The organism is Phenylobacterium sp., from assembly GCF_965284355.1.
In the GTDB taxonomy this organism is placed as follows: Bacteria; Pseudomonadota; Alphaproteobacteria; order Caulobacterales; family Caulobacteraceae; genus Phenylobacterium.
Genome location: NZ_OZ260078.1, coordinates 2862935 through 2885513 on the forward strand (window position 1 = coordinate 2862935; position 22579 = coordinate 2885513).

The window sequence follows — 22579 nt, forward strand, 5'->3', positions numbered from 1 at the left end:
GGCGCCGTCGCCGTTGCTCTATGGGGTCCCCGTCGTTAGGTTGCGCGCCTTTCCAGACCCCGGCCGCACCCATGACCCTCGCCTTCGACGATCTCCTTGCCGCGCAAGAGCGGTTGAAGGGTCATATCGAGCGCACGCCCTGCCGCTTCTCGAAGACGCTCAGCGAGATCACCGGCGCGCAGGTGTGGGTGAAGTTTGAGAACCTGCAGTTCACGGCGGCCTACAAGGAGCGCGGCGCGCTCAACAAGCTGCTGCAGCTGGGCGAGAATGTCCGGTCGCGCGGCGTGATCGCCGCCTCGGCCGGCAACCACAGCCAGGGCTTGGCCTATCACGCCGCCCGGCTGGGCATCCCCGTGACCATCGTGATGCCCAAGGCCACGCCGTTCATGAAGGTCCAGCAGACCCGCGCCCACGGCGCCGAGGTGGTGATCGACGGCGACGGCTTCGACGAGGCCGCGGCCACGGCCGACCGGCTCTGCGCCGAGCGCGAGCTGACCTACGTCCATCCGTTCAATGATGCCGACGTGATGGCCGGCCAGGGCACGGTGGCGCTGGAGATGCTGGAAGACGTGCCGGACCTGGAAGTCCTGCCGATCCCGATCGGCGGCGGCGGACTCATCGCCGGCATGGCCACGGCGGCCAAGCACCTGCAGCCGGACATTCAGGTGATCGGCGTCGAGCCGGCCATGTTCCCCTCGTTCACCGCCAAGATGCGCGGCGTCAACACGACACGACACGGCGCGGCCTCGACCATCGCCGAGGGTATTGCTGTCAAGGAAGTCGGCGACCTGAGCTACGCCGTCGCCCGGCCGCTGATCGACGACGTGCTGCTGATCGAGGAGCCGTACTTCGAGCGCGGCATCGCGCTCTACTGCAACGTCGAGAAGACGGTTGTGGAAGGCGCCGGCGCGGCCTCCCTGGCCGCCCTCCTGGCCTATCCTGAGCGGTTCCGCGGCAAGAAGTGCGGCCTGGTGATCACCGGCGGAAACATCGACACGCGCCTGCTGGCCTCGGTGCTGACCCGCGAGCTGGTGCGCGAAAGCCGGATCGTCAGCCTGCGGATCATCGGCGACGACCGGCCCGGCCTGCTGGCGAACGTCTCGGCGACCATCGGGCAGATGGGCGCCAACATCATCGAGGTGGCCCACAACCGCCTGGCGCTGGACGTGCCGGCCAAGGGCGCCGAGTTCGACGTGATGATCGAGACCCGCGACGCCCAGCACACGCAGGAAGTCATGGACGCGCTGCGCGACCGCGGCTACCCGCCCAGGGTCGTTTAGGGCCCTGTGGTCTAGAGAGACAGCCATGAAGCGTATCCTCATCGTCGCGGCCGCCGCCCTGGCGCTCGCCGCCTGCCAGCAGAAGACCAAGTCGGCAGAGCCCGGCGCGCCGGTGGCGCAGTCCGAGGTCTCGAAGACCTTCATGGCCAAGATCGGCAAGGAGGCGGGCGTGGTCGTCCTGCCCTCGGGCCTGGCCTACAAGATCACCAAGTCCGGCCCCGCCACCGGCCTGAAGCCCGGTCCGAAGGACGAGGTGAAGGTCCACTACGAGGGCAAGCTGGAGGACGGCACGGTCTTCGACTCGAGCTACGAGCGCGGCGCCCCGGCGGCCATGCCGCTCGACCGGCTGATCCCCGCCTGGCAGGAGGCGCTGCAGCTGATGCGGCCTGGCGACGAGTGGACGCTCTACGTGCCCTCCAACCTGGGCTACGGCGAAGAGGGCGCGGGCCAGATCCCGCCCGGCGCGCCGCTGATCTTCCGCATCGAGCTGATCGACGTGCTGCCGGCCCCGGGCCGGATCCAGCAGGGGTAATGCCGGCCGAGCGGCCGCGCGTCTTCCTGGTCACCTTGCAGGCGGTGGAAGCGCCGGGCGCGCCCGCGCTTACCGTGCTGGCCTTCGCCCGCGCCGACGACGAGGACGCGGCCCGCGCGGTGGCGATCGCCGACCTCGAAGGCCTGGGCTGGTCCGACATCGCCGTGGCCCGGGTGGGCGAGTTGGTCGACTGGGACGCCCTGCCCAACGACTTCCGCAGCGCCGTCGACACGGCCGTGCGTTTCGGCTGCGGCCTGATCATCTACGACGAGCCCTGAACCGCCATTGGGTTGTTGGCGGGCGCTCCGCGGGTCTAAGTCTTCGGCATGACCCCCGACCTCTATCCCTCCGCCCGCGATCTCCTCGCCAAGCTCGTCAGCTTCGACACCACCTCGCGGAGCTCGAACCTCGAACTGGTGGAATGGGTCGAGGGCTATCTCGACGCCCTTTCGGTGCCGCACCGCCGCGTGCCCAACGCCGACGGTACGAAGTCGAACCTGATGGCCACCATCGGGCCGGCCGTCGAAGGCGGCGTCGTGCTGTCGGGCCACACCGATGTGGTGCCGGTCGACGGCCAGCCCTGGACCACCGATCCCTGGACCCTGACCGAACAGGGCGGCCGGCTCTATGGCCGTGGGACCTGCGACATGAAGGCCTTTCTGGCCCTGTCCCTGGCGGCCGCCCCCGAATTGGCGAAGACGGCAAGGAAGCCGGTGCATCTCGCCTTCTCCTACGACGAGGAGATCGGGTGCCTCGGCGCGCCCCACATGATCGACGTCATCCGCCGTGAGCTGCCCGCCCCGGCGGTCGTCGTGGTGGGCGAGCCCACGAACATGGAGGCGGTGAACGGCCACAAGGGCATCGCCACCTTCCACGTCACCGTCACCGGCCGCGAGTGCCACTCCAGCCAGCCGCACCTGGGCGTGTCGGCGGTGATGGAGGCGGTCAAGCTGATGGGCTCGCTGAATGCGCTGTCGGCCAGGCTTCAGGACGAAGCCGACCCCGCCTCGCCCTTCACGCCCAAGGGGCCGACGCTCACCATCGGCATGGTCAGCGGCGGGACGGCGCACAACATCATCGCCCGAGAATGCCACTTCGTGTTCGACGTCCGCTCGCCGGGCCCGCGGACGCCGAAGGAGATCGTCGCGCCGTTCCTCGCCGAGGCCGAGGCGATGGACCGGGCGCTTAAGGCGCGGTTCCCCGAATGCGGCGTGTTGGTCGAGATGCGCACCGACGTGCCCCCGTTCGTGCCCGAGCGCGACGGCGCGGCCGAGGCCTTCGCCCGCCGCATGGCCGGCGACAACGGCCCGCCCCGCGTGGTGGCCTTCGCCGCCGAGGCCGGTCAGTTCCAGCAGGCGGGCTTCTCCACCGTCATCTGCGGCCCGGGCTCCATCGACCAGGCCCACCAGCCCAACGAGTTCATCGAGATCGCCCAGCTGCAACGCGGCGCGACGTTCATGCGCCGCCTGATCGAATGGGCGGCGGAGGGCTGATCCAGCGCCCCCTCCACCGCTTCGCGGTCCCCCCTCCCCCGTGGGCATGGGGGAGGAACTATGGCGGATTGATCGACTCCAGTTCCTCACCCGCTCGCGGGGGAGGGGGACCCCGAAGGGGTGGAGGGGGCGCTAGAGCCGCCGCAGCGGCCGGATCACCGGACGGCGTCCCGAGAGGTCCCTGGGGTTCCAGGTCATGGCGCCGGCGATCTGCCAGATCGAGGCGCGCCGCAGCTTTTGCACCTCGCGTCGCGTGCGGAAGACCTTGGGGGCGCCTGCGAACGCCGCCTTCACCGCGCGCAGGATCAGGCCGATGTGGGGGCGGTTGTCGCGCTTCAGGTAGACAAACACCAGCACCGCCAGGTGCAGCGGCACGACCAGCGGCATCAGCGGCCAGGGCGTGTTCTTGAACAGCACCCAGAAGCGGTTGCGCGACCCATGGAAGACGGCGAACTCCGACTTGGCGCCGCCGGTCGAGGCCGAGCCCACGTGGTGGATGACGGCGTCGGGGACCAGCAGGGTCGGCTCGCCCGCCAGCTGCAGCCGGTAGCCCAGGTCGACATCCTCGCCGTAGCAGAAGAAGTCCTCATCGAACCCGCCCAGCGCCAGGAAGAGCGCCCGGTCGATCATCATCGCCGCGCCACAGGGGCTGAACACCACGCCTTCCCGCGCCTGGCCGTCGTCGCGGCTGAGATAGCCGCCGCGATAGGGGATGCCCGTGATGCTCATCACATCGCCCAGGCCGTCCAGCACGCCGGGCTGTTCGGCCACCATCTGGCGCGAGGTGAACGACCGAACCTGCGGATGGCGTCCGGCCGCGGCGACCAGTGTCGCCAGCCAGTCCGGCTCTGCGAAGGCGTCGGGGTTGAGCAGCACGTACCAGCGGCCACGGCCCTCGCGGGCGCCCTGGTTACCGGCCCCGGTGAAGCCCAGGTTCTCGGTGTTGCGGATCAGTCGGACCCAGGGGAACTCGGCGGCGATGGCCGCATCGCCGGGATCGGGCGAGGCGTTATCGATGACGATCGCCTCGAAGTCGCGGAAGGTCTGGGCGCCCAGCCGCTCCAGACAGGTGCGCAGGGTCGGGCCCGAATTGTAGGCGATGACGCAGACGGTGAGCTGCGGGACGCCTGACGAGTGTTCGGTCTTGTCATCGCTCCCGCGCTGCGCCATGCGACAGCATCACTCCGACAGCTGGTGCCCATGACGACGATCACGCCGCTCGCCATTCCCGACGTGCTGCTTATCACGCCCAAGCGCCATGGCGATGCGCGCGGCTGGTTCGCCGAGACCTGGAGCGAGAAAGCCTTGGCCGGCACCTCGGCCCAGACCACCTTCGTGCAGGACAACCAGGCCTTCAGCGCCGCCAAGGGCACGCTGCGAGGCCTGCACTTCCAGAAGGGCGAATTCGCCCAGGGCAAGCTGATCCGGGCGCTGCGGGGCTCGATCTTCGACGTGGCCGTCGACCTGCGCGCCGGCTCGGCCACCTACGGCCAGTGGGTCAGCGCCGAGCTCACCGCCGAAGGCGGCGAGCAGCTGTGGGTGCCCAAGGGCTTTGCCCACGCCTACTGCACGATCACCCCGGACTGCGAGATCTTCTACAAGGTCGACGCGCCGTACGCCCCGCAGAGCGAAGGCGGCGTCATCTGGAACGACCCCGACCTGGCGATCCCGTGGCCGGTGGACGGGGAACCCCTGCTGTCGGCCAAGGACCAGGTGCTGCCGCGCGTGAAGGACCTGGGCGACATCGGCTTCTAGTAGGTCAGCCTGGGGTACCAGTCCGGTTGGCGGCCGTTGGGCGTCATGTCCAGCACGCTCCACAGCGGGGACAGGTCGGGCGCCCCGCGCGGGTCCTGACCGGGATCGGCCATCTCGCCGCTCATCTCGCCCGAGTAGAAGTGACGGATGACGCCGTCGCGGCGCGTGAAGACATTGACGCCCGGATAGTCGCTCTTGCCCTCGGCGTCGGTCGCACGGAAGTCACGGCTGAAGGCGTCGTCGAGATCGGCGTACAGCGGAAGGTTCTTCCAGCCTCGCTCGACCTTGAAGGCCACGAGGCGCGCGATGGGCGACCGGGCGACCACGGCCAGCGCAACCTGCTGGCGGATGTCGGCGCCCACCGCGTCCCAGGCGTTCAGGACGTTGGCGCACATGGGGCAGGAGCGCTCCCGCTCGGGTCCGAACATCCAGCTGTAGAGCACCAGGGTGTCCTTGTCGCCGAACATGTCCGCGAGGCTGGCCGCCCCGTTTTCGCCCATGAACCGGTAGCCGGCCGTCACTTCGCCGCCGGGTGGCAGAGCGCGCCGCTGGGCCGCCACCCGCTCCAGATGGCGGCGCAGCTCGATCTCCTCGGCGAGCAGAGCATTTCGCGCGGCGCGGTAGGCGGCGCTTTCGTTCGGATAGCGGGCGGTGTTGGCGGCCGCGAGCGTGGCGGCGTCGGTGAGGCGTGACCCGTTGGCCATGGCGTGGTCTCCCGTGTGCGTCTGCCGGCGACCGCGAACTCAGACTTCCGCCGCGATCGCCCATTCCTCCAGGACGGCCGGGTCAGCTTCGTTCCGACAATTTTTCTGGCGCAGGGTCTCGAAGGTTGCGCTCGGCATCAGCCGCGACAGGGCCCAGACCGCCGCGCCTCTCACCAGGGGCGACGGATCGGCCAGCAGTCGCTGTGCGTCGTCCGCCAGGACGGCTTCGTCGGAGTTTCCGATGGCGTAGAGGACGTTGCGGACGAAGCGGTCCCGGCCGATGCGCTTCACCGGATTCTTCGCGAAGAGCGCGCGGAACGCCGCATCGTCCAGTCGCACGAGTTCGGCGAGGGACGGCCCGATCAGCGCCTCCCGCGCCGCCAGCTTCTGCTCCCGGCCGGCCCGGGCGAACTTGTTCCAGGGACAGACGGCCAGGCAGTCGTCGCAGCCGTAGATCCGGTTGCCCAGCATCGGCCGGAATTCGCGCGGGATCGGCCCCTTCAGTTCGATGGTCAGGTACGAGATGCAGCGCCGGGCATCCAGCTGGAAGGGAGCCGGGAAGGCGTTGGTCGGGCAGACGTCCAGGCACGCGTGACAGCTTCCGCAGTTCATCGCCTCGGCTGCATCGGGGGCGAGCTCCAGCGTCGTCAGGATCGAGCCGAGGAACAGCCACGAGCCGAACTCGCGGCTGACGAGGTTGGTGTGCTTACCCTGCCATCCCAGGCCTGCCCGCTCGGCCAGCGGCTTCTCCAGCAACGGCGCAGTGTCGACGAACACCTTCAGCTCGCCGCCCAGGGTGGCCACCATCCAGCGGGCCAGCGCCTTCAGCCGGCTCTTGATGACCTCGTGATAGTCGTCGCCCTGGGCGTAGACGCTGATCGCGCCCTTCGAGCGGTCGCCGAGGATCGCCATCGGGTCGTGGCCGGGCCCGTAGTTCAAGCCCAGCACGATGGCCGAGCGGGCGCCGTCCCACATGGCGCGGGGATGCTTCCGCCGCTCGATGGTCTCGGCCATCCAGCCCATCTCGCCATGGCGGCCGGCGTCGACGAACTCGAGTAGTCGCGCGGCGGCCGGCCACGCCTCGTCGATGTCGGTGAAGCGGCAAAGGTCGAAGCCGAGCCTTTCGGCCTCGGCCCGGATCAGCCCTTCGCGCTCAGAAGTCGAGATCGTCATAGTGGCCGGCTGGAGCCAGCCCCGGCCAGCGATCCGCCAGCAGCGGCCGGAAGCACGGCCGGGACTTCATCTTCATGTACCAGGTCTTCACCGCCGGCGCCTCCCGCCAGGGCACGTCGCCGAAGTAGTCGATGACCGACAGGTACGAGGCCGCGGTGAAATCGGCCAGCGACAGCCGCTTGCCGGCCAGCCACTCGCGGGCCTGCAGCAGGTCGTCCAGCATGAAGAGGTGGCTCTTCAGAGCGTCCTTGCCCTGGCGCAGATTGGCCAGCTCTGGCGCGCCCAGGCCCAGCAGCCGCTTCTCGATCTTCTCGTGCAGGATGTAGCTGGACGCCTCGAACTCGAACTTGCGCTCGAACCAGGTGATCAGCCGGCGCGCCTCGGCCCGCTCGGCGGGATCGGGACCGAACAGGCTGGGCTCGCGGCAGGTCTCTTCCAGGTGGTCGATGATGGCCCGGGTCTCGCACAGCACCAGCGGCGGCGCATCGCCGTCGGTCTCGACCAGGATCGGGACCATGCCCGACGGGTTCATCTTGGTCAGCTCGCGCGGACGCTCCCAGTAGCGGACCGAGTTGTCGACGAACGGCAGGCGCTTCTCGCCCAGCACCAGGCGAACCTGGCGCGAGGCCGGGTCGAGCGGAAAGTGATGAAGGGTGCGTTCGACGGTCATCTGGGTAAGGGCGCGCTCATACGCGAATCAACAAAGCCCCAACAGACGCCGCACGCCTTAAGAGGGCGTTTACTTTGTCGCGCCGGCTTCGGCGAACGCGCCGCCGTGCGGTTCGGCCCGGCCCCGGGGGTCGGCGTGGATGATGATGTCGGCGGCGGGGAACGCGGTCAGGATCCGCTTTTCGGCCGCCACGATCACCTGGTGCGCGGCCTCCAGAGTCAGCTGCGGGTCGAGGTCGGCGTGCATCTGGATGTGGATGTAGGGGCCCGAGGCGCGGGTGCGCAGCTGATGGACATCGGTCATGCGGGGATCTTCGGTGGCGAGGCGGATGATCTGCGCGCGATCGTCCTCGGGCAGTTCCCGGTCCATCAGCTGGCTGGCGGCCTCGCGAAAGACGCCGATGGCGCCCCACAGCAGCAGCGCGGCGATCACCAGGGCCGCCGCGGCGTCCAGTCCGTTGAGCCCCAGCAGGGCCGAGGCGGCGATGCCCGCCAGCGCGATCATGTTGGAGGCGAGGTCGGTGGCGTAGTGGGCCCGGTCGCCCGAGACGGCCACCGAGGCCGTCTGCTTCAGCACGCGGGTCTGGGCGGCGACCAGGGCGAGCGTCAGCACGGTGGAAATCGCCATCACGGCGATCGCCCAGCCCTCCTGGCGAAGGGGGTGGGGGTCGAGGAGATCGGTCGCGGCCTCGCGGGCGATCAGGGCCGCGGAGGCGAACACCAGTCCGGCCTGCATCAGGCTGGCGAACGCCTCGGCCTTGCCGTGGCCGAAGCGGTGCTCGGCGTCGGGCGGGGCCACGGCGTAGCGGACGGCGAAGGCGGTGGCGATGGAGGCGACGAGGTCGAGGCCCGAGTCGGCCATGGAGGCCAAGAGCGCCGTCGAGCCCGACGCCAGCCAGGCCGCCAGCTTGATGGCCACCAGCACCGCCGCGGTCCCGACCGACAGCAGCGTGACCCTCCGGGTGAGGGCGGCGGTCTCGGCGGAGGTCAGGCGAGGCGCGCTCATGGCCCATTGGTAGCGGCTGGCGCAACGCGCCGCACGTCCTGCGTGGCGCTTCGCCGCGGGCGGAGACCCGGAGGACGCGTGCGTGCGTCTCTTTGGACGTTTTCTTGCCGCCTTCCTTGGTATATTGCACTGCAACATGACGCTTCGCCTCGCCATTGCGGCCTTCGCCGCCGCCCTGACGTTCGCACCGGTCGCGGCCGGCGCCATGACCGTCGAGCCCACCGGCCGCATCGAGCTCTCCAAGATGATGGGGCGCTGGTACGAGGTGGCCCGGGTGCCGAACCAGCTGCAGAACGGCTGCACCGCCGGCGCCTCGGACTGGACCGCGCAGGCTTCGGGCTTCGCTGTCGTCCAGACCTGCAAGAAGGAAGGCCCTTCGGGGCAGCTGAAGGTGTGGAAGGCCAAGGCCACCGTCGCCGACCCGCGCACCAACGCGAAGATCAAGATGAGCTTCTTCGGCGGCGTGGTCAGCCAGGACTATGTCGTCGTCGAGCATCGCCCCGAGCAGGGCTGGCTGGTGCTGGCCACCGCCAACGGCAAGTACCTCTGGCTCATGTCGCAGAAGCCGGTGCTGCCGGCCGCGGTGAAGAACCAGGCGATCAGCCGCATCCGCCAGCTGGGCTTCGACGTCGGCCGCCTCGAGTTTCCGCTGCCGCGCAGCTGAGCTCTTGAATTCAGAACGAAGGCGGAACAGGGTGGCGTGATGGACGTCACGCTCGTCACCGTCTCGCGGCCCGAGACCACCGCCACCGTCACGCGCGGCGCCGCGCGCCTGCTGACCGCCCTGGGCTATGCGCCGCTCAGCGAGGTGACCCTGCCCAACGGCCGGCGCGCCGACCTGATGGCGCTGGGGCCCAAGGGACAGATCTTCATCGTCGAGGTGAAGTCGGGCATCGAGGACTTTCGTGTCGATCTGAAGTGGCCTGAGTACCGCCCCTACTGCGACGCCTTCGCCTTCGCCGTCGCGCCCGAATTCCCCCGCGAGATCCTGCCGGAAGCGCCCGGCCTCATCGTCGCCGACGGCTTCGGCGGGGCGATCCTGCGTGAGGCGCCGGTCGAGCCCCTGGCCGGCGCGCGGCGCAAGGCCCTGACCCTGGCCTTCGCCCGCCTGGCCGCGATGCGGGCCGCGGGGGTGGTGGTCAGCGAGTTGTGAGGCCCCCCGCGAAGCGGGCAACCGTCAAGCAGGCTCGACGACTGCGCCAAAGCGCACCGGCGACGGAGCGCGCGCTCTGCAGGTTGCTGCGCGATCGCCGCCTTGAGGGCATCAAGTTCCGAAGGCAGTTTCCGATCGGGCCCTTCGTTGTGGACTTCGTTTGCCTCCGTCACCGCTTGGTCGTTGAGGCGGATGGGCCCTTCCATGATGCGGTGCGAGATTCCCAGCGCGACGCATGGCTCGTCAGTCAGGGCTTTCGCGTCCTGCGGTTCCCCAATGGCGCGATCAATGGTCCGCACGACTGGCGCGTCATTGCGCAAGTCTCGAGGGCGGCGGGACGTCCCTTCAACGGCGACATCTGAGCGACCCCTCATCCGGCCGCTTCGCGTCCACCTCCTCCCGCAAGGGGAGAAGGAGATACCTAGTCTACTTCGGCGCGCGCTTGGCCAGGATCCGCTGGAGGGTGCGGCGGTGCATGTTCAGGCGGCGGGCGGTTTCCGAGACGTTGTGGTTGCACAACTCGTAGACGCGCTGGATGTGCTCCCAACGGACGCGGTCGGCGCTCATCGGGTTGTCCGGCGGGGCCGGCGCGGCGTCGCCCCGGGCCAGCAGGGCGCGGACCACGTCGTCGGCGTCGGCCGGCTTGGACAGGTAGTCCACCGCCCCGGCCTTCACCGCCTGCACGGCCGTGGCGATGTTGCCATAGCCGGTCAGCATGATGATCTTGGCGTCGGGGCGGGCGTCACGCACCGCCTCCACCACCTTCAGCCCCGAACCGTCCTCGAGGCGCATGTCGAGCACCGCGTAGGCCGGCGCCCGGACCTTCACGGCGGCGATGGCTTCCTGAACACTGCCCACCAGGGTCGGCTCGAATCCCCGCTGTTCCAGCGCTCGACCCAGGCGCGTCCTGAGCGGCGCGTCGTCGTCGAGGACGAGCAGACTCTTGTCGGCGAGTGCGGTGACTTCGGCGGACAGGTCGGTCATGTGTGTTCCCTCGTCGGGGCGCTAGGACGGAATGTCGCACCTAAACGCAAATCTGCAAGCTTTTCTGCGTGTAGGTCATACGGCTTCAACCAGTGAGCGAGGCCAGCGCGCGGCTACAACGGCGCCGCGAGGTCGCGCATTGTGAAAGGTCACGACGGCCCCGGTCCGTTCCAGGAGCGTCTTCGAAATGAAGAAGCCCAGCCCCATGCCGATGTGGCCGGTCCGCGAGCCTTCGGCGCCCGGGCGGCTGGTGACATAGGGTTCGCCCAGCTTCGCCAGGATCTCGGGCGCGAAGCCCGGGCCGTCGTCGCGCACCTCGATCGAGATGGAGTCGGCGTCGAAGCGGGCTGAAACCAGGATCTCCGAGCGCGCGAAATCGACGGCGTTCTCCACGAAGGTGGTGAAGGCGTGGGTGATCTCGGGCAGGCGGCGGATGTCGGGGGTCTTCACGTCCTTGGCGCCGGTGACGATGGCCTCGACGCGCACCTCCTTCGAGGCGTTGGCGTGGGGCTCGATCACTTCCTGCACCAGTTGGCGGAGCGACAGGCGCTCATGCACGGCGTCGGTGGCCTTGTCGGGGGTGGCGGCCAGGCGCTGCAGGATCTCGCGGCATCGGTCGGCCTGGCTCATCAGCAGCTCGGCGTCCTCCTTGACCTGTGGATTGACGGCCTCGCGGGCCATTTCCTTGGAGACGATCGAGATGGTGGCCAGCGGGGTGCCCAGCTCGTGCGCCGCCGCCGCGGCCAGCGCGCCCAGGGCCGAGAGGCGCTGCTCGCGCGCCAGCACCTTCTGGGTGACGTCCAGCGCCAGCGCCATTCGGGCGGCCTCTTCCACCGATTGGCGCACGTAGCTCGCGATCAGCGCGATGCCGGCCACGTTGGCGAGGCCCGACACCAGCCGGAACTCCAGCGACACCGTCGTCTCGCCCAGCGAGGGATAGGGGAGGTTGACCACTGCCAGCAGTAGAGAGGCGACGGAGGCCATGACTCCCAGCACCCACACCGGCCGCAGCGGCAGGGTGGCCGCCGCCAGCGTGGGCGGCGCGAGCAGGATCAGGACGAAGGGATTGGCCGTACCGCCGACCAAGGCCAGCAGGGCCGACATCTGGACGATGTCCAGCGACAGCTGCAGCACCGCCTCGCGGTCGCCCATCACCCGCTGGGGCTGGGCGGCGATGGCCGTCACCACATTGATGATCGCGCCGATCACCACCACCACAGCGCACGCGAGGTAGGGCGCGTCGAACCCCAACCCGAAGGCCATAAGCAACAGCAGGGCCACCTCGCCGGCCACGACTACCCAGCGCAGCCGCACCAGGGTGCGCAGCCGCAGGTGGCCCCGGCGGATGTCGGCCGAATCCCAGACGTCTTGCGCGTCGTCGGAGCCCGCCGTATCGAGGCCGGCCGGCATTGAGGCGTGGGGCGCGACGGCGTCGGCCATGCTCAGCCCCCACCGGCGGCGTGAAGGTCGAGGAATACACCCATGTCCAGGCGGATCCTGGCCCTCATCGCGGTCCTGGCGCTAGCACTCGCCATCCTCACCGGTCTTGCCGTCCGCAAGGGTGTCCTCGGACCCCAACCCCAAACCGCCGCCGTGGGCGGACCGTTCCAGCTGGTGGACACCAACGGACGCACGGTTGACCAGTCCGTGCTCAAGGGCAAGTGGAGCGTGGTGTTCTTCGGCTTCACCCATTGCCCGGACATCTGTCCGACCACCCTGTTCGAACTGGCCCAGGTCGAGACCCTGCTCGGTCCTGCGGCGGGGGAATTCCAGTCGGTGTTGATCAGCGTCGACCCGCAGCGCGACACGGTGGCGCAGATGAAGGCTTATATGGCCAACCCGGCCTTTCCGAAGCGGTCGCTGGGGCTGACGGGCACGCCGGCCCAGACCGATGCGGCGGCCAGGGCCTACAAGGTCTACTACCAGAAGTCCGGCGAAGGCCCCGACTACACGGTCAACCACGCCGCCTACAGCTACCTGATGAACCCCAAGGGCCGCTTCGCCTGCGTCCTGCCGTACGAGCTGACCCCGGAACAGACCGCCGCGAAGATCCAGGCGGCAATGAAGCAGGGCGCGAACGCGGAGAGCTGCTGAGGGGAGTCACGGGGCCGACGTCGAAGACCTCGAAAGCGTCGATGCTACGGAAGCGGTTGGGCCACGCTTAAGGCGCTGCACCACAAGGGCGGCGTGGTTCTAGGCGGGGATATTGCCGGCCTGATTGGGTGGCGGCTGAGCGACTAAAACCCGTTACCCGAAGTGGACATTCTGAAGAATGTGCGCGGGAACCTGCGACTGCGCATCATCTTCCTTGTAGCGCGACGACACGCTCCCGCCTTGCGACTTCTGATAGTCGTACTTGGGCATCGGCAGTTCTTGCGGGGGAGTCGGCTTCTTCATCGGCTTTTGGTCCTTAGGCATGATCCGTCTCCAGCGGGTTCAATGCGGCGGGATAGAAGTACTTACGCCGTATCCACTTAAAGCCTTCGTATTTGGTTACGACGGCTACGTCTGTCTCCCCTCCGACAGTGTCGGCACCAGGGAGGAAACGTACGAATCGCTTCGTCGTTTCTACGAGGAACTCGGCCAAGTCAATCGCGTCCTGCGTGGGCATCGTCGGCATCACGATGCCAACTTCCGAGTGCGCGCGGATTACGCCCATAGTCGCGCTAACGCCCGCGTCCGCCATTCCGGCAGTTGTTAGAGCCTGCGGCAGGTTCTGGTCGTATCCCAGCAGGAGCCGCACGATGGCGTTGGGTTGTCCGCCCGCGAACCAGCCGAAGCCGCCTTCAAGTTCGCGCACCGGCGCTTCGCAGACGCCGTTGATGATCGACACTTTCCATACTTCGTGGCCGGCGTCGAAATCGGACGAGTACCCGCCGACCCAAAACTCGAACGAGTGCGGGGCCGGAGGCGGTGGCTGAAGAGCGGCGTAACGCTCCTCGAAAAGGAAACGACGCGCCTTAGTGGCGATCTCCTCCACCGTGTAGGCCTCAGGATTCACGAACCAGTCGCCCTGCTCCGCGGACGAGAGCCGCCGCCGAAGCTCCTTCACGAGCGTCGCGATAGAGGCGGTGCCAATGTTGCCCATGCCGCACGTCATCGCGCAGATCGGGTGCCCCTTGAGGAGGTTGAAGACCTTATCGCCGTTGGCGTAGACGTTGATGATCTCGCTGGCGCCCGTCGCCGGGTTAGTACGTACCAGTGACGAGGCGCTGTCGGCGGCAAAGACGATGCAGTCGTTCACGGCGATGCCGACACAGACAGTCATCCAGTCTCCCCCAGAGGACGAATCGTGCCGCGATTGCGGTCAAATGGCAACGCTATGCCGCGGGCTGCCGGTGCCAGTATCCCTTCCACACGCGCGAAGCCGGGTGAGCAGCACTGGCGACGTGCCAGCAGAATCTGTCCGCCGGCGGATGTCCTCGCCCAAATCTCCCCGACCTTCTAATTCTTGCACAAGCCATGTTTCAGGTCAAGAACAAAACAGGAACAATTGCCCTGATGCCGCGGCGCGGCACCGCACGCTAGACCGCCACTTCGACGATTCCCCTCGACTCCACGCATCCTTGGCCTTGCGTCAGTCGTTAAGGTTCAACATGCTATGTTGCGACGCACAAAAGGCAGGCCCGTATGCTCTATACCCTCTATGAAGCCGGCTATTACGCCGCCTCGCCGATGCGGTGGGCCGCGCTCGCTGCGCGCGACTTCTGGGGCTCGACGCTGAATCCGGCCGCCGAAAGCCCCGTGGGCCGGCGGATCTACGCGACGGGCGACCTCTTCGCGAACCTGACGCGGCGTTACGGCAAGCCGGACTGGAAGCTCGACAAGATCAAGATCAGCGGCCGCGAGGTGCGGGTTCGCACCCAGGAGGTCTGGTCGACGCCCTGGTGCAAGCTGACCCACTTCGCCCGCGACACGAGCGACCTGCGCCGCGCCGGGAAGACCGAGTTGGAGCCGGCGGTGCTGATCGCCGCCCCGCTGTCGGGCCACTACGCCACCCTGCTGCGCGGCACGGTCGAGGCCTTCCTGCAGGACCACGAGGTGTTCATCACCGAATGGACCAACGCCCGCGACGTGCCCTTCCTGGAAGGGCGCTTCGATTTCCACGACTACATCGACCACATCCGCGAGATGCTGCGCCAGATGGGCCCGCGCCCGCACGTGGTGGCGGTCTGCCAGCCCGGGCCGCCCGTGCTGGCGGCGGCGGCATTGATGGCCGACGACCGCGAGGAGAGCCGTCCGGCCTCGATGACCTTCATGGGCTCGCCGATCGACGCTCGCCTGTCGCCGACCGTGACCAACAAGCTGGCCGAAGACCGCCCGTTCGCCTGGTTCGAGTCGAACATGATCTACAACGTGCCGCCGCCCTATCTGGGCGCGGGCCGGCGCGTCTATCCGGGCTTCGTGCAGCTGGCCAGCTTCATGTCGATGAACCTGGAGAAGCACCAGGAGGCGCACCGTCAGTATCTCGCCGACCTGATGAAGGGCGACGGCGACGAGACCGACAAGCACCTGGAATTCTACGACGAGTACCTGTCGGTGCTGGATCTGACCGAGGAATTCTATCTCCAGACGGTCGACGTGGTGTTCCAGCGCCACCTGCTGCCCAAGGGTGAGCTCGAGCACCGCGGCCGCAAGGTGCGGCCCGAACGGATCACCGACATCGGCCTGCTGACGGTCGAGGGCGAGAACGACGACATCTCGGGCATCGGCCAGACCCAGGCGGCGCACAAGCTGTGCCTGAGCCTGCCGGTCGAGCTGAAGGAAGACTACATCCAGCCGCACGTGGGCCACTACGGCGTGTTCAACGGCCGGCGCTTCCGCGAGGAGATCTATCCCCGCGTGCGCGCCTTCATCCGCCGGATGGAAGCCGAGATCCCCCACCTGCGCGCCCGCCCGGCCTCAGCCGAAGTCGTGCCGCTGCGGTCTGCGCAGAGCTAGGTTCGCGCCTAAATCCAATAAACTGGAACGTCATCCCCGGCCTTGTGCCGGGGATCCATGCCTCCGCCGCGCTGATGTCGTGCGGCGGGTCGCGTCCTCGCGACCCGCTCCCGAAGCCCGGCCGCCGACCGATGGATCCCCGGGACGGGGCCCGGGGATGACGAGCAAAAAGGGGGCTTGGCGCTGTAGCGCTGCCCTTCTGAAACCGCCCGGCGCACCTTAGATTTCCGGGCGATGAGTCTGCTGGGGCGCTCCCAATTCTCCGATGGTGACCGGCTGGATGTGGCCGGCGCGGCCGTGCGGCTGAAGGTCAACGGCCGTGCGCGGCGCGTGTCGCTGCGGCTGGACCGGACCCGGCGCGAGATCGTGGCCACCGCGCCGTCGCAGCGGCGGCTCCCGGAAGCCGCCGCCTTCGCCCGCGAGCGCGCGGGCTGGATCGCCGCGCGTCTGGCCGAGCTGCCCGCCGCCGCGCCGCTGTCGCCCGGCATGCTGATCGAGGTGTTCGGCCGTCCGGTGCGCCTGGAGCAGAGCGCCGGACGCGCGCGCTGGATCGAGCCGGTCGACGGCTCGACGCCGCGCATCACCGCCATGGGCGAAGGCGAAGGCTTCAGCCGCGCCGTGATCCTGGTGATCCGCAAGCGGGCGCTGGAGGTGCTGACCGAACGCACCCGCCACTACGCGCTGAAACTGGGCGCCCCGATGCCCAAGGTCAGCGTGGCCGACGCCAAGTCGCGCTGGGGCTCGTGCAAGCCGGGGCCGCGCGGGACGGCCGGCGTGATCCGCTATTCGTGGCGCCTGGCGCTGGCGCCGTTCGAGGTGGCCGACTACGTGGCCGCCCACGAATGCGCCCACCTGCTGGAGCTGAACCACGGCCCGCGGTTCTGGGCCCACGTCCGCGATCTGGTGGGCGACGAACGCCGCTTCCGCGCCTGGCTGCGCGCCGAGGGCGCCCGCCTGCACGCCTTCGGGAAATAGCCCCTTCTAGGGCCTGTTGAGATTCAGCGCGAGTGAATGACGGCGGCGGTGAGGTGGATCATGGCTGAGAAGCTGCGGTCGGTCTTGTCGCTGCGCATGGCGATGCGTTTGAACTCCTTGAGCTTGCAGAAGAAGTTTTCGATCAGGTGACGCCATTTGTAGACCTCGGTGTCGATGTCGAGGGGGATGGCGCGGCGAGGATGCTGAGAGATCACGGCCTTGGCGCCGCGCTCATCCAACTCGGCGATGATGGCGTTGCTGTCGAATGCCTTGTCGCCGAGCAAAGCGTCGAACTCGAGGCCCTGGATCAACGGCGCGACGCCCACGGTGTCGAAGCGGTGACCGGGCAGCAGGACGAAACGGACCAGGTTTCCGAGCGCGTCGGTGAGCGCCAGTATTTTGGTGGTCATGCCGCCCTTGGAGCGCCCGATGGCCTGGCTCGAAGTCCCCCTTTTGCGCCCTGCCCGTGGCGATGGACCTTCACGATGGTGGCGTCGACCATGGCGTACTCCATGTCCGGCTCGTCCGAGCAGGCGTCGAAAAGCCGTGTGAAAACATCGGCGTCACGCCAGTCGCGGAAACGCGTGTAGACCGTGTTCCACTTGCCGAACGAGGGCGGAAGATCCCTCCATGGGCTTCCGGTCCGGGCGATCCACAGGACGGCTTCGATGAAGAGCCGGTTGTCCGCGCCGCTACGCCCGGGATCGCTCGGCTTCCCCAGGCAGTGCGGCTCCATCTTCGCCCACTGGGCGTCGGTCAAAACGAATCGTTCCATCCGCAGCTTGAATCACACCACGCCGCCTTCGAGAATCTTGAATCTCAACAGGCCCTAGTACGGCGGCTCTTCCTTCCGGCGCGGCTCGGACTTCTCCCTGTCGCCCCGGAAGAAGTCGGTGACGCCCTCGATGATCTTGCCGATCGGGTTGCCCTGCTCGTCGGTCTCCTCGATCGGCGGCGGGGGCGGCTGGCCCCCGGGGATGGGCTGCACCTTCAGGCGGGGCAGGGCGGCGGTCATGTAGTCGCGCCAGATGCCGGCCGGAGCCCCGCCGCCGGTGACCCGGCTCATCGGCCTGTTGTTATCCTTGCCGACCCAGACGGCGGTCACGAAGCCGCCCGTGTAGCCCACGAACCAGGCGTCTCGGTAGTCGCTGGTGGTGCCCGTCTTGCCCGCCAGGTCATAGCCCGGGACGTTGGCCCGTGTGCCCGTGCCGCTGGTCACCACGCCCCGCATCATCGAGACGATCTCGCTGAGCGCCGGCTGGCCGATCACCGGCGAGCGGGTGGGGCGGTATTCGTAAAGGACCCGGCCGCCACGCGCGGTGCGGATCCGTTCGATGCCGTAGGCCTTGGCCGCCGAGCCGCCGTTCGAGAACGGCACATAGGCCTGGGCCATCTCCAGCGGACTGACCTCGACGGCGCCCAGGGCCATCGATGGGTCCAGCTGGATCGGCGAGGTGATGCCCATGCGGTGGGCCGTCGCGGCCACGTTCTGGGTGCCCACCTTGCTGGCCAGGTCGGCGGCCACCGTATTCACCGACTGCGCCATGGCGGTGCGCAGCTCGATCTCGCCCAGATACTCGCCGGTGTAGTTCCGAGGCTCCCAGTTCCCGATCTTGATCGGCTGGTCGACCACCGCGCTGAAGGGCGTGTAGCCGGCCTGCAGCGCGGTCAGATAAACGAACGGCTTGAAGGCCGAACCGGCCTGGCGCCTGGCCATGGCCGCGCGGTCGAACTGGCTCTGCAGATAGCCGGTCCCGCCGACGTAGGCGCGCACCCGGCCTTCGCCGTCCAGCGACACCAGCGCGCCCTGTTCCACGCCCTGGCCCTTGGCGGCGGCGACGCCGCGGGTGAGCGCCTGCTCGGCGCTGGCCTGCAGCGGCAGGTCGAGGGTTGTCTCGACCACGAGGTCCTCGGGCGGCTCTTCGCCCACCAGCGCGCCGACCTGATCGTCGACCCAGTCCACGAAGTACTGCGCCCGCTGGTTGGCGAGAGTGGAGTTCACGCGCACGGGCGTGCGTACGGCCTCGGCGCGCTGGGCCTCGGTGATGAAGCCCGCGTCGACCATGGCGTAGAGGACGATGTTGGCCCGCTCGGCGGCGTTCTTGGTGGAGGCGGCCGGCGAATAGCGCGACGGGCCCTTCATGATGCCGGCCAGCATGGCGCTCTCGCCGAGAGTCAGCTGCGAGGCCGGCTTGGAGAAATAGCGCTGAGAGGCCGCCTCGATCCCGTAGGCCCCGCCGCCGAAATAGACCCGGTTCAGATAGGTCTCGAGGATCTGCTTCTTGGAGTACTGCACCTCCAGCTTCACCGCGAGCACCAGCTCCTGGGCCTTGCGGCGATACGTCTGGGTGGTGTCGAGGAAGAGGTTGCGGGCCAGCTGCTGGGTGATGGTCGAGCCGCCCCGCAGGGGCCGCCCTTCGCCTCTGTGCTGCATATTGTAGATCTGGCTGCGCGCGATGCCCCACGGGTTGAACCCTGGATGCCAATAGAACCAGCGGTCCTCGACGGCGATGAACGCCTGGGGCACGTGCTTCGGCAGCTTGTCCAGCGAGACCGCCGGCGCGGCCTGGCTGCCGCGCACCGAGAGCAGGGCGCCCGACCGGTCGAGGTACGAGATCGACGGCGCGCGCTTGGCCTCGTCCAGCGACGAGATGTCGGGCAGGCCCGGCGCGAACACCGCGAAGAACGCGACCGTGAAGGTCACGCCCCAGACGGCGAGCACCAGCGTCCAGTAGATCAGGCCCTGCAGGGGGGTGCGCTTCGGGCGCCCGCGTCCCGGCGGCTGCGCGTTGGCCATGGAGTTAGGGTGTCCTACCGATCAAACGCCGCCCGCAACGGGCGCTATAGCCCACGTCAACGGAACGCCAAACATGATTGACGAGAGGTGAACGACGGTTGCCCGGCGGCGACGCGCCGGGCGGGAACGCCGAACTGGTCTGCATCTATGCATAGCGGCGTTGCGGTTTTGGGGGTTGCGGAGTCGATCTTAACACCGTTATCTTAGCAATGCTCAGTTCGAAGCGCGCCGAGGGAGGGGATACCCGAGGCGACCAAACGCGGCGGGCCGGGCCGGTACTCAAATCCTTGACGCCGACAACTCCCCGAACGCTGGAGGGCTCCTTGAAGCTCCAAATTCTTGCGGCCTGCGCCGCCCTCGTCACCCTGTCCGCGGGTCAGGCCTTCGCCGCCGACTCCATCACCGCCAAGCTCTCGGCTCCGGTCGAGAAGACCAAGTTCATCGCCGGCGGCGCCATGTTCAACTGCGAAGGCGACACCTGCATCGCCCTCGCCCCGACCTCGCAGACTTTCGCGACCTCGACCTGCAAGACCATCGCCGACAAAGTCGGCGTGGTGCAGGCGTTCGCCGGTCGCAAGGCCCTCGCCGAGGACAAGCTCGCCGACTGCAACGCCAAGGCCATCGCGAAGGCCAACGGCGGCACCCAGCTCGCCAAAGAGCAGTAGGCGTTTCAAGTCTCCCAGCAGCTCTGTCGAGCTTCTGTCATGCCTGGGCCGTCGGGAAACCGACGGCCCTCTTTTTTGCACAGGGCGCTGAACATCAGGATTGCGCGGGGCACGGGCTCCCCGGGTCCCAGCGCGAACGACACCAGGGGGCCCTCCACGTGCCCGGTTCCCTAGCGGAACCCCCGTCCCACTCGGTTGCGGCGCACAACATCGCGTGCTAGTAGGCGCGCGGCTTTGGCCGGGGGTCTATTTCGAGCCCTCGGACCGATGTGCTTTTTTCAAGCGCTTTCAAGCCTTTAGTCGCAGCGGAGCGCTCCGTTTGCGGCACGTGAAACGCGACCCGGGCGGATAAGAGTGGCAGACGATTCATCTGTAGCGAATGTGGCCTCCCGATACGCACAGGCCCTGTTTGATCTGGCGACGGATCAGAACCAGATGGCGGCGGTCGAGAAGGACCTGAAGTCCCTGAAATCCGCGATCGCGGATTCCAAGGATCTGCGCACCCTGCTGGGCTCGCCGACCTTCAGCGCGGAAGACAAGGCCAAGGGCCTGGTCGGCATCGGCGCCAAGGGCAAGTTCAACATGACGACGCTGAAGTTCCTGGGCCTGCTGGCTGAGAACGGTCGCGCTGGTGCTCTGCCGCAAGTCATCGAAGCCTTCGCCAAGCTGTCGGCCGCCGCCCGCGGCGCCGTCTCGGCCGAGGTGACCACCGCGATGCCGCTGTCCGCGGCCCAGACCAAGGGTGTCGCCGCGGCGCTCCGTCAGGCCCTGGGCAAGGACCCCGAAATCACGACCCGCGTCGATCCGGCCCTCCTGGGCGGGATCAAGGTGAAGGTCGGCTCCCGCCTCTTCGATGCTTCGCTGAAGTCGAAGCTCGACTCCCTGAAATTCGCCCTCAAGAGAGCGTAAGAATATGGACATCCGCGCCGCCGAGATCTCGGCCATCCTCAAGTCGCAGATCGCCAATTTCGGCGAAGAGGCCGACGTTTCCGACGTCGGTTCGGTTCTGAGCGTCGGCGACGGCATCGCCCGCGTCTACGGCCTGGACAACGTGCAAGCCGGTGAAATGGTGGAGTTCCCCTCTGCCGGCGTGAAGGGCATGGCCCTGAACCTCGAGCGCGACAACGTCGGCGTCGTGATCTTCGGCGAAGACCGCGCCATCTCGGAGGGCGACGAAGTCCGCCGCCTGGGCGAGATCGTGGACGTGCCGGTCGGCAAGGGCCTGCTGGGCCGGGTGGTGAACCCCCTGGGCGAGCCGATCGACGGGAAGGGTCCGATCCAGAACGTGGCCGAGCGCCGTCGCGTGGACGTGAAGGCGCCGGGCATCATTCCGCGGAAGTCGGTGCACGAGCCGGTGCAGACCGGTCTGAAGGCCATCGACAGCCTGATCCCCGTCGGCCGCGGCCAGCGCGAACTGATCATCGGCGACCGCCAGACCGGCAAGACCGCCGTGGCGATCGACACCATTCTGAACCAGAAGGCGATCAACGCCGGCGATGACGAGAGCGCCAAGCTCTACTGCATCTACGTCGCCATCGGCCAGAAGCGCTCGACCGTGGCCCAGATCGTCAAGACGCTCGAAGAGCGCGGCGCCCTGGACTACACGATCGTCGTGTCGGCCACCGCCTCCGAGCCGGCCCCGCTGCAGTTCCTGGCCCCGTTCGCGGGTTGCGCCATGGGCGAGTGGTTCCGCGACAACGGCATGCACGCCGTCATCATCTACGACGACCTTTCCAAACAGGCCGTCGCCTACCGCCAGATGTCGCTGCTGCTGCGCCGCCCGCCGGGTCGCGAAGCCTACCCGGGCGACGTGTTCTACCTGCATAGCCGCCTGCTGGAGCGCGCGGCGAAGCTGAACGAAGACAACGGCTCGGGCTCGCTGACGGCCCTGCCGCTCATCGAAACCCAGGCCAACGACGTGTCGGCCTACATCCCGACCAACGTGATCTCGATCACCGACGGCCAGATCTTCCTCGAGACCGACCTGTTCTTCCAGGGCATCCGCCCCGCCGTGAACGTGGGTATCTCGGTGAGCCGCGTGGGCTCGTCGGCCCAGATCAAGGCGATGAAGGCCGCGTCTGGCCCGATCAAGGGCGAACTGGCCCAGTACCGGGAAATGGCCGCCTTCGCGAAGTTCGGCTCGGACCTCGACGCCGCGACCCAACGCATGCTGGCCCGCGGCGAGCGCCTGACCGAGCTGCTGAAGCAGCCCCAGTACTCGCCGCTGTCGGTCGAAGAGCAGGTGGCTGTGATCTACGCGGGCACCCGCGGCTACCTCGACAAGGTCCCGACCAATCAGGTCGGCCGCTTCGAGCGCGAGCTGCTGGCCAACCTGCACAGCAAGCACCAGGCGATCCTGGACAAGATCCGCATCGAGAAGGACCTGAAGAACGTCGAAGACGATCTGAAGGCGGCTCTGGCGGCGTTCGCGGAAACCTTCGCCTAGGCGAAA

25 protein-coding genes are annotated in these 22579 nt (G+C 68.1%); 14 read left to right on the forward strand and 11 right to left on the reverse strand.

Annotated features, from left to right (window positions below; genetic code table 11):
* The first annotated feature begins 71 nt into the window (after positions 1–71).
* From ACQ66R_RS13945 to argE, 4 genes are read left to right on the forward strand one after another with little or no spacing between them, the layout of a single operon-like run.
* Positions 72–1280, forward strand: a complete 1209-nt coding sequence (locus tag ACQ66R_RS13945) for a threonine ammonia-lyase (protein WP_430422908.1) — start codon at positions 72–74, stop codon at positions 1278–1280.
* A gap of 25 nt (positions 1281–1305) precedes the next feature.
* A complete protein-coding gene (locus tag ACQ66R_RS13950) occupies positions 1306–1812 on the forward strand; it encodes an FKBP-type peptidyl-prolyl cis-trans isomerase (RefSeq protein ID WP_430422910.1) in 507 nt (168 codons plus the stop codon).
* Entirely contained in the window at positions 1812–2090 is a 279-nt protein-coding gene (locus ACQ66R_RS13955) for a hypothetical protein (protein WP_430422912.1), read from the forward strand. Before ACQ66R_RS13950 ends, ACQ66R_RS13955 begins: the two co-directional genes overlap by 1 nt.
* A 48-nt stretch (positions 2091–2138) precedes the next feature.
* The gene (gene argE, locus ACQ66R_RS13960; protein ID WP_430422914.1) at positions 2139–3305 is read left to right on the forward strand and encodes an acetylornithine deacetylase; all 1167 of its coding nucleotides are present in this window, start codon (positions 2139–2141) and stop codon (positions 3303–3305) included.
* Positions 3306–3437: 132 nt separating this feature from the next.
* Here argE and ACQ66R_RS13965 read toward each other — a convergent pair whose 3' ends face one another.
* Positions 3438–4475: a glycosyltransferase family 2 protein gene (locus ACQ66R_RS13965; RefSeq protein WP_430422916.1), complete on the reverse strand. Its 1038-nt coding sequence runs from the start codon at positions 4473–4475 to the stop codon at positions 3438–3440.
* Between the two features lie 30 nt (positions 4476–4505).
* Between ACQ66R_RS13965 and rfbC the strand changes: the two genes are divergently transcribed.
* Complete coding sequence (rfbC, locus tag ACQ66R_RS13970) at positions 4506–5060, forward strand: dTDP-4-dehydrorhamnose 3,5-epimerase (protein WP_430422918.1); 555 nt, start codon at positions 4506–4508, stop codon at positions 5058–5060.
* Here the strand turns inward: rfbC and ACQ66R_RS13975 are convergent.
* From ACQ66R_RS13975 to ACQ66R_RS13990, 4 genes are all read right to left on the reverse strand, one after another.
* Positions 5057–5764 carry a DUF899 family protein gene (locus ACQ66R_RS13975; protein ID WP_430422920.1) on the reverse strand — a complete coding sequence of 236 codons (708 nt, stop codon included), beginning with the start codon at positions 5762–5764 and terminating at the stop codon, positions 5057–5059. The genes rfbC and ACQ66R_RS13975 overlap by 4 nt on opposite strands.
* Positions 5765–5803: 39 nt before the next feature.
* Positions 5804–6937 (reverse strand): tRNA epoxyqueuosine(34) reductase QueG, encoded by a 1134-nt coding sequence (gene queG / locus ACQ66R_RS13980; protein ID WP_430422922.1) that lies wholly within the window; start codon positions 6935–6937, stop codon positions 5804–5806.
* Positions 6918–7607, reverse strand: coding sequence for a glutathione S-transferase family protein (locus tag ACQ66R_RS13985; protein WP_430422924.1), 690 nt, complete (start codon positions 7605–7607; stop codon positions 6918–6920). Before ACQ66R_RS13985 ends, queG begins: the two co-directional genes overlap by 20 nt.
* Positions 7608–7676: 69 nt before the next feature.
* Positions 7677–8612, reverse strand: coding sequence for a cation diffusion facilitator family transporter (locus ACQ66R_RS13990; protein WP_430422925.1), 936 nt, complete (start codon positions 8610–8612; stop codon positions 7677–7679).
* 136 nt (positions 8613–8748) lie between these two features.
* Between ACQ66R_RS13990 and ACQ66R_RS13995 the strand changes: the two genes are divergently transcribed.
* The 3 genes from ACQ66R_RS13995 to ACQ66R_RS14005 are packed head-to-tail and all read left to right on the forward strand — an operon-like array spanning position 8749 to position 10127.
* Positions 8749–9276 (forward strand): lipocalin family protein, encoded by a 528-nt coding sequence (locus tag ACQ66R_RS13995; protein WP_430422927.1) that lies wholly within the window; start codon positions 8749–8751, stop codon positions 9274–9276.
* A 39-nt stretch (positions 9277–9315) separates the two neighbouring features.
* Entirely contained in the window at positions 9316–9765 is a 450-nt protein-coding gene (mmcB, locus tag ACQ66R_RS14000; RefSeq protein WP_430422929.1) for a DNA repair putative endonuclease MmcB, read from the forward strand.
* On the forward strand, positions 9762–10127 hold the full coding sequence (locus ACQ66R_RS14005; RefSeq protein WP_430422931.1) for an endonuclease domain-containing protein: 366 nt from the start codon (positions 9762–9764) through the stop codon (positions 10125–10127). The genes mmcB and ACQ66R_RS14005 overlap by 4 nt, the downstream gene beginning before the upstream one ends.
* Positions 10128–10191: 64 nt before the next feature.
* Here ACQ66R_RS14005 and ACQ66R_RS14010 read toward each other — a convergent pair whose 3' ends face one another.
* Together ACQ66R_RS14010 and ACQ66R_RS14015 are read right to left on the reverse strand one after the other, a co-directional pair.
* Positions 10192–10749 (reverse strand): ActR/PrrA/RegA family redox response regulator transcription factor, encoded by a 558-nt coding sequence (locus tag ACQ66R_RS14010; RefSeq protein WP_430422933.1) that lies wholly within the window; start codon positions 10747–10749, stop codon positions 10192–10194.
* 75 nt (positions 10750–10824) lie between these two features.
* Positions 10825–12189, reverse strand: coding sequence for an ActS/PrrB/RegB family redox-sensitive histidine kinase (locus tag ACQ66R_RS14015; RefSeq protein WP_430422935.1), 1365 nt, complete (start codon positions 12187–12189; stop codon positions 10825–10827).
* Positions 12190–12231: 42 nt separating this feature from the next.
* On the opposite strand from ACQ66R_RS14015, the gene ACQ66R_RS14020 reads away from it, so the two are divergent.
* Positions 12232–12843: an SCO family protein gene (locus ACQ66R_RS14020; protein ID WP_430422937.1), complete on the forward strand. Its 612-nt coding sequence runs from the start codon at positions 12232–12234 to the stop codon at positions 12841–12843.
* 153 nt (positions 12844–12996) lie between these two features.
* On the opposite strand, the gene ACQ66R_RS14025 is transcribed toward ACQ66R_RS14020, so the two are convergent.
* Both ACQ66R_RS14025 and ACQ66R_RS14030 read right to left on the reverse strand, forming a co-directional pair.
* A complete protein-coding gene (locus ACQ66R_RS14025) occupies positions 12997–13167 on the reverse strand; it encodes a hypothetical protein (protein ID WP_430422939.1) in 171 nt (56 codons plus the stop codon).
* Entirely contained in the window at positions 13160–14017 is an 858-nt protein-coding gene (locus ACQ66R_RS14030) for a hypothetical protein (RefSeq protein WP_430422941.1), read from the reverse strand. The genes ACQ66R_RS14025 and ACQ66R_RS14030 overlap by 8 nt, the downstream gene beginning before the upstream one ends.
* Positions 14018–14379: 362 nt before the next feature.
* Here ACQ66R_RS14030 and ACQ66R_RS14035 point away from each other — a divergent pair, with 362 nt between their 5' ends.
* Together ACQ66R_RS14035 and ACQ66R_RS14040 are read left to right on the forward strand one after the other, a co-directional pair.
* Positions 14380–15690: a polyhydroxyalkanoate depolymerase gene (locus ACQ66R_RS14035; RefSeq protein ID WP_430422943.1), complete on the forward strand. Its 1311-nt coding sequence runs from the start codon at positions 14380–14382 to the stop codon at positions 15688–15690.
* 234 nt (positions 15691–15924) lie between these two features.
* Positions 15925–16665: a M48 family metallopeptidase gene (locus ACQ66R_RS14040; RefSeq protein ID WP_430422945.1), complete on the forward strand. Its 741-nt coding sequence runs from the start codon at positions 15925–15927 to the stop codon at positions 16663–16665.
* A 23-nt stretch (positions 16666–16688) separates the two neighbouring features.
* Here the strand turns inward: ACQ66R_RS14040 and ACQ66R_RS14045 are convergent.
* Positions 16689–17440 (reverse strand): IS5 family transposase gene (locus tag ACQ66R_RS14045; protein WP_430420901.1). Its coding sequence is split into 2 segments (ribosomal slippage): positions 16689–17110 and positions 17110–17440, totalling 753 coding nucleotides; the frame shifts between segments, so codons are not numbered across the junction.
* Positions 17441–17494: 54 nt separating this feature from the next.
* On the reverse strand, positions 17495–19462 hold the full coding sequence (locus ACQ66R_RS14050; protein ID WP_430422947.1) for a transglycosylase domain-containing protein: 1968 nt from the start codon (positions 19460–19462) through the stop codon (positions 17495–17497).
* 323 nt (positions 19463–19785) lie between these two features.
* On the opposite strand from ACQ66R_RS14050, the gene ACQ66R_RS14055 reads away from it, so the two are divergent.
* The 3 genes from ACQ66R_RS14055 to atpA all read left to right on the forward strand — a co-directional run bounded on the left by ACQ66R_RS14055 (position 19786) and on the right by atpA (position 22573).
* The gene (locus ACQ66R_RS14055; protein ID WP_430422949.1) at positions 19786–20127 is read left to right on the forward strand and encodes a CC_3452 family protein; all 342 of its coding nucleotides are present in this window, start codon (positions 19786–19788) and stop codon (positions 20125–20127) included.
* Between the two features lie 354 nt (positions 20128–20481).
* Entirely contained in the window at positions 20482–21036 is a 555-nt protein-coding gene (locus tag ACQ66R_RS14060) for a F0F1 ATP synthase subunit delta (RefSeq protein ID WP_430422951.1), read from the forward strand.
* Positions 21037–21040: 4 nt separating this feature from the next.
* Positions 21041–22573, forward strand: a complete 1533-nt coding sequence (gene atpA, locus ACQ66R_RS14065) for a F0F1 ATP synthase subunit alpha (protein ID WP_430422953.1) — start codon at positions 21041–21043, stop codon at positions 22571–22573.
* Positions 22574–22579: the final 6 nt, after the last annotated feature.

What these genes read in the sequence shown, in the direction of transcription:
- ACQ66R_RS13945 (WP_430422908.1), top strand. Translation starts at nt 72, where the DNA reads ATGACCCTCGCCTTCGACGATCTCCTTGCCGCGCAAGAGCGGTTGAAG.
- ACQ66R_RS13950 (WP_430422910.1), top strand. Translation starts at nt 1,306, where the DNA reads ATGAAGCGTATCCTCATCGTCGCGGCCGCCGCCCTGGCGCTCGCCGCC.
- ACQ66R_RS13955 (WP_430422912.1), top strand. Translation starts at nt 1,812, where the DNA reads ATGCCGGCCGAGCGGCCGCGCGTCTTCCTGGTCACCTTGCAGGCGGTG.
- argE (WP_430422914.1), top strand. Translation starts at nt 2,139, where the DNA reads ATGACCCCCGACCTCTATCCCTCCGCCCGCGATCTCCTCGCCAAGCTC.
- ACQ66R_RS13965 (WP_430422916.1), bottom strand. Translation starts at nt 4,475, where the DNA reads ATGGCGCAGCGCGGGAGCGATGACAAGACCGAACACTCGTCAGGCGTC.
- rfbC (WP_430422918.1), top strand. Translation starts at nt 4,506, where the DNA reads ATGACGACGATCACGCCGCTCGCCATTCCCGACGTGCTGCTTATCACG.
- ACQ66R_RS13975 (WP_430422920.1), bottom strand. Translation starts at nt 5,764, where the DNA reads ATGGCCAACGGGTCACGCCTCACCGACGCCGCCACGCTCGCGGCCGCC.
- queG (WP_430422922.1), bottom strand. Translation starts at nt 6,937, where the DNA reads ATGACGATCTCGACTTCTGAGCGCGAAGGGCTGATCCGGGCCGAGGCC.
- ACQ66R_RS13985 (WP_430422924.1), bottom strand. Translation starts at nt 7,607, where the DNA reads ATGACCGTCGAACGCACCCTTCATCACTTTCCGCTCGACCCGGCCTCG.
- ACQ66R_RS13990 (WP_430422925.1), bottom strand. Translation starts at nt 8,612, where the DNA reads ATGAGCGCGCCTCGCCTGACCTCCGCCGAGACCGCCGCCCTCACCCGG.
- ACQ66R_RS13995 (WP_430422927.1), top strand. Translation starts at nt 8,749, where the DNA reads ATGACGCTTCGCCTCGCCATTGCGGCCTTCGCCGCCGCCCTGACGTTC.
- mmcB (WP_430422929.1), top strand. Translation starts at nt 9,316, where the DNA reads ATGGACGTCACGCTCGTCACCGTCTCGCGGCCCGAGACCACCGCCACC.
- ACQ66R_RS14010 (WP_430422933.1), bottom strand. Translation starts at nt 10,749, where the DNA reads ATGACCGACCTGTCCGCCGAAGTCACCGCACTCGCCGACAAGAGTCTG.
- ACQ66R_RS14015 (WP_430422935.1), bottom strand. Translation starts at nt 12,189, where the DNA reads ATGGCCGACGCCGTCGCGCCCCACGCCTCAATGCCGGCCGGCCTCGAT.
- ACQ66R_RS14020 (WP_430422937.1), top strand. Translation starts at nt 12,232, where the DNA reads ATGTCCAGGCGGATCCTGGCCCTCATCGCGGTCCTGGCGCTAGCACTC.
- ACQ66R_RS14025 (WP_430422939.1), bottom strand. Translation starts at nt 13,167, where the DNA reads ATGCCTAAGGACCAAAAGCCGATGAAGAAGCCGACTCCCCCGCAAGAA.
- ACQ66R_RS14030 (WP_430422941.1), bottom strand. Translation starts at nt 14,017, where the DNA reads ATGACTGTCTGTGTCGGCATCGCCGTGAACGACTGCATCGTCTTTGCC.
- ACQ66R_RS14035 (WP_430422943.1), top strand. Translation starts at nt 14,380, where the DNA reads ATGCTCTATACCCTCTATGAAGCCGGCTATTACGCCGCCTCGCCGATG.
- ACQ66R_RS14040 (WP_430422945.1), top strand. Translation starts at nt 15,925, where the DNA reads ATGAGTCTGCTGGGGCGCTCCCAATTCTCCGATGGTGACCGGCTGGAT.
- ACQ66R_RS14050 (WP_430422947.1), bottom strand. Translation starts at nt 19,462, where the DNA reads ATGGCCAACGCGCAGCCGCCGGGACGCGGGCGCCCGAAGCGCACCCCC.
- atpA (WP_430422953.1), top strand. Translation starts at nt 21,041, where the DNA reads ATGGACATCCGCGCCGCCGAGATCTCGGCCATCCTCAAGTCGCAGATC.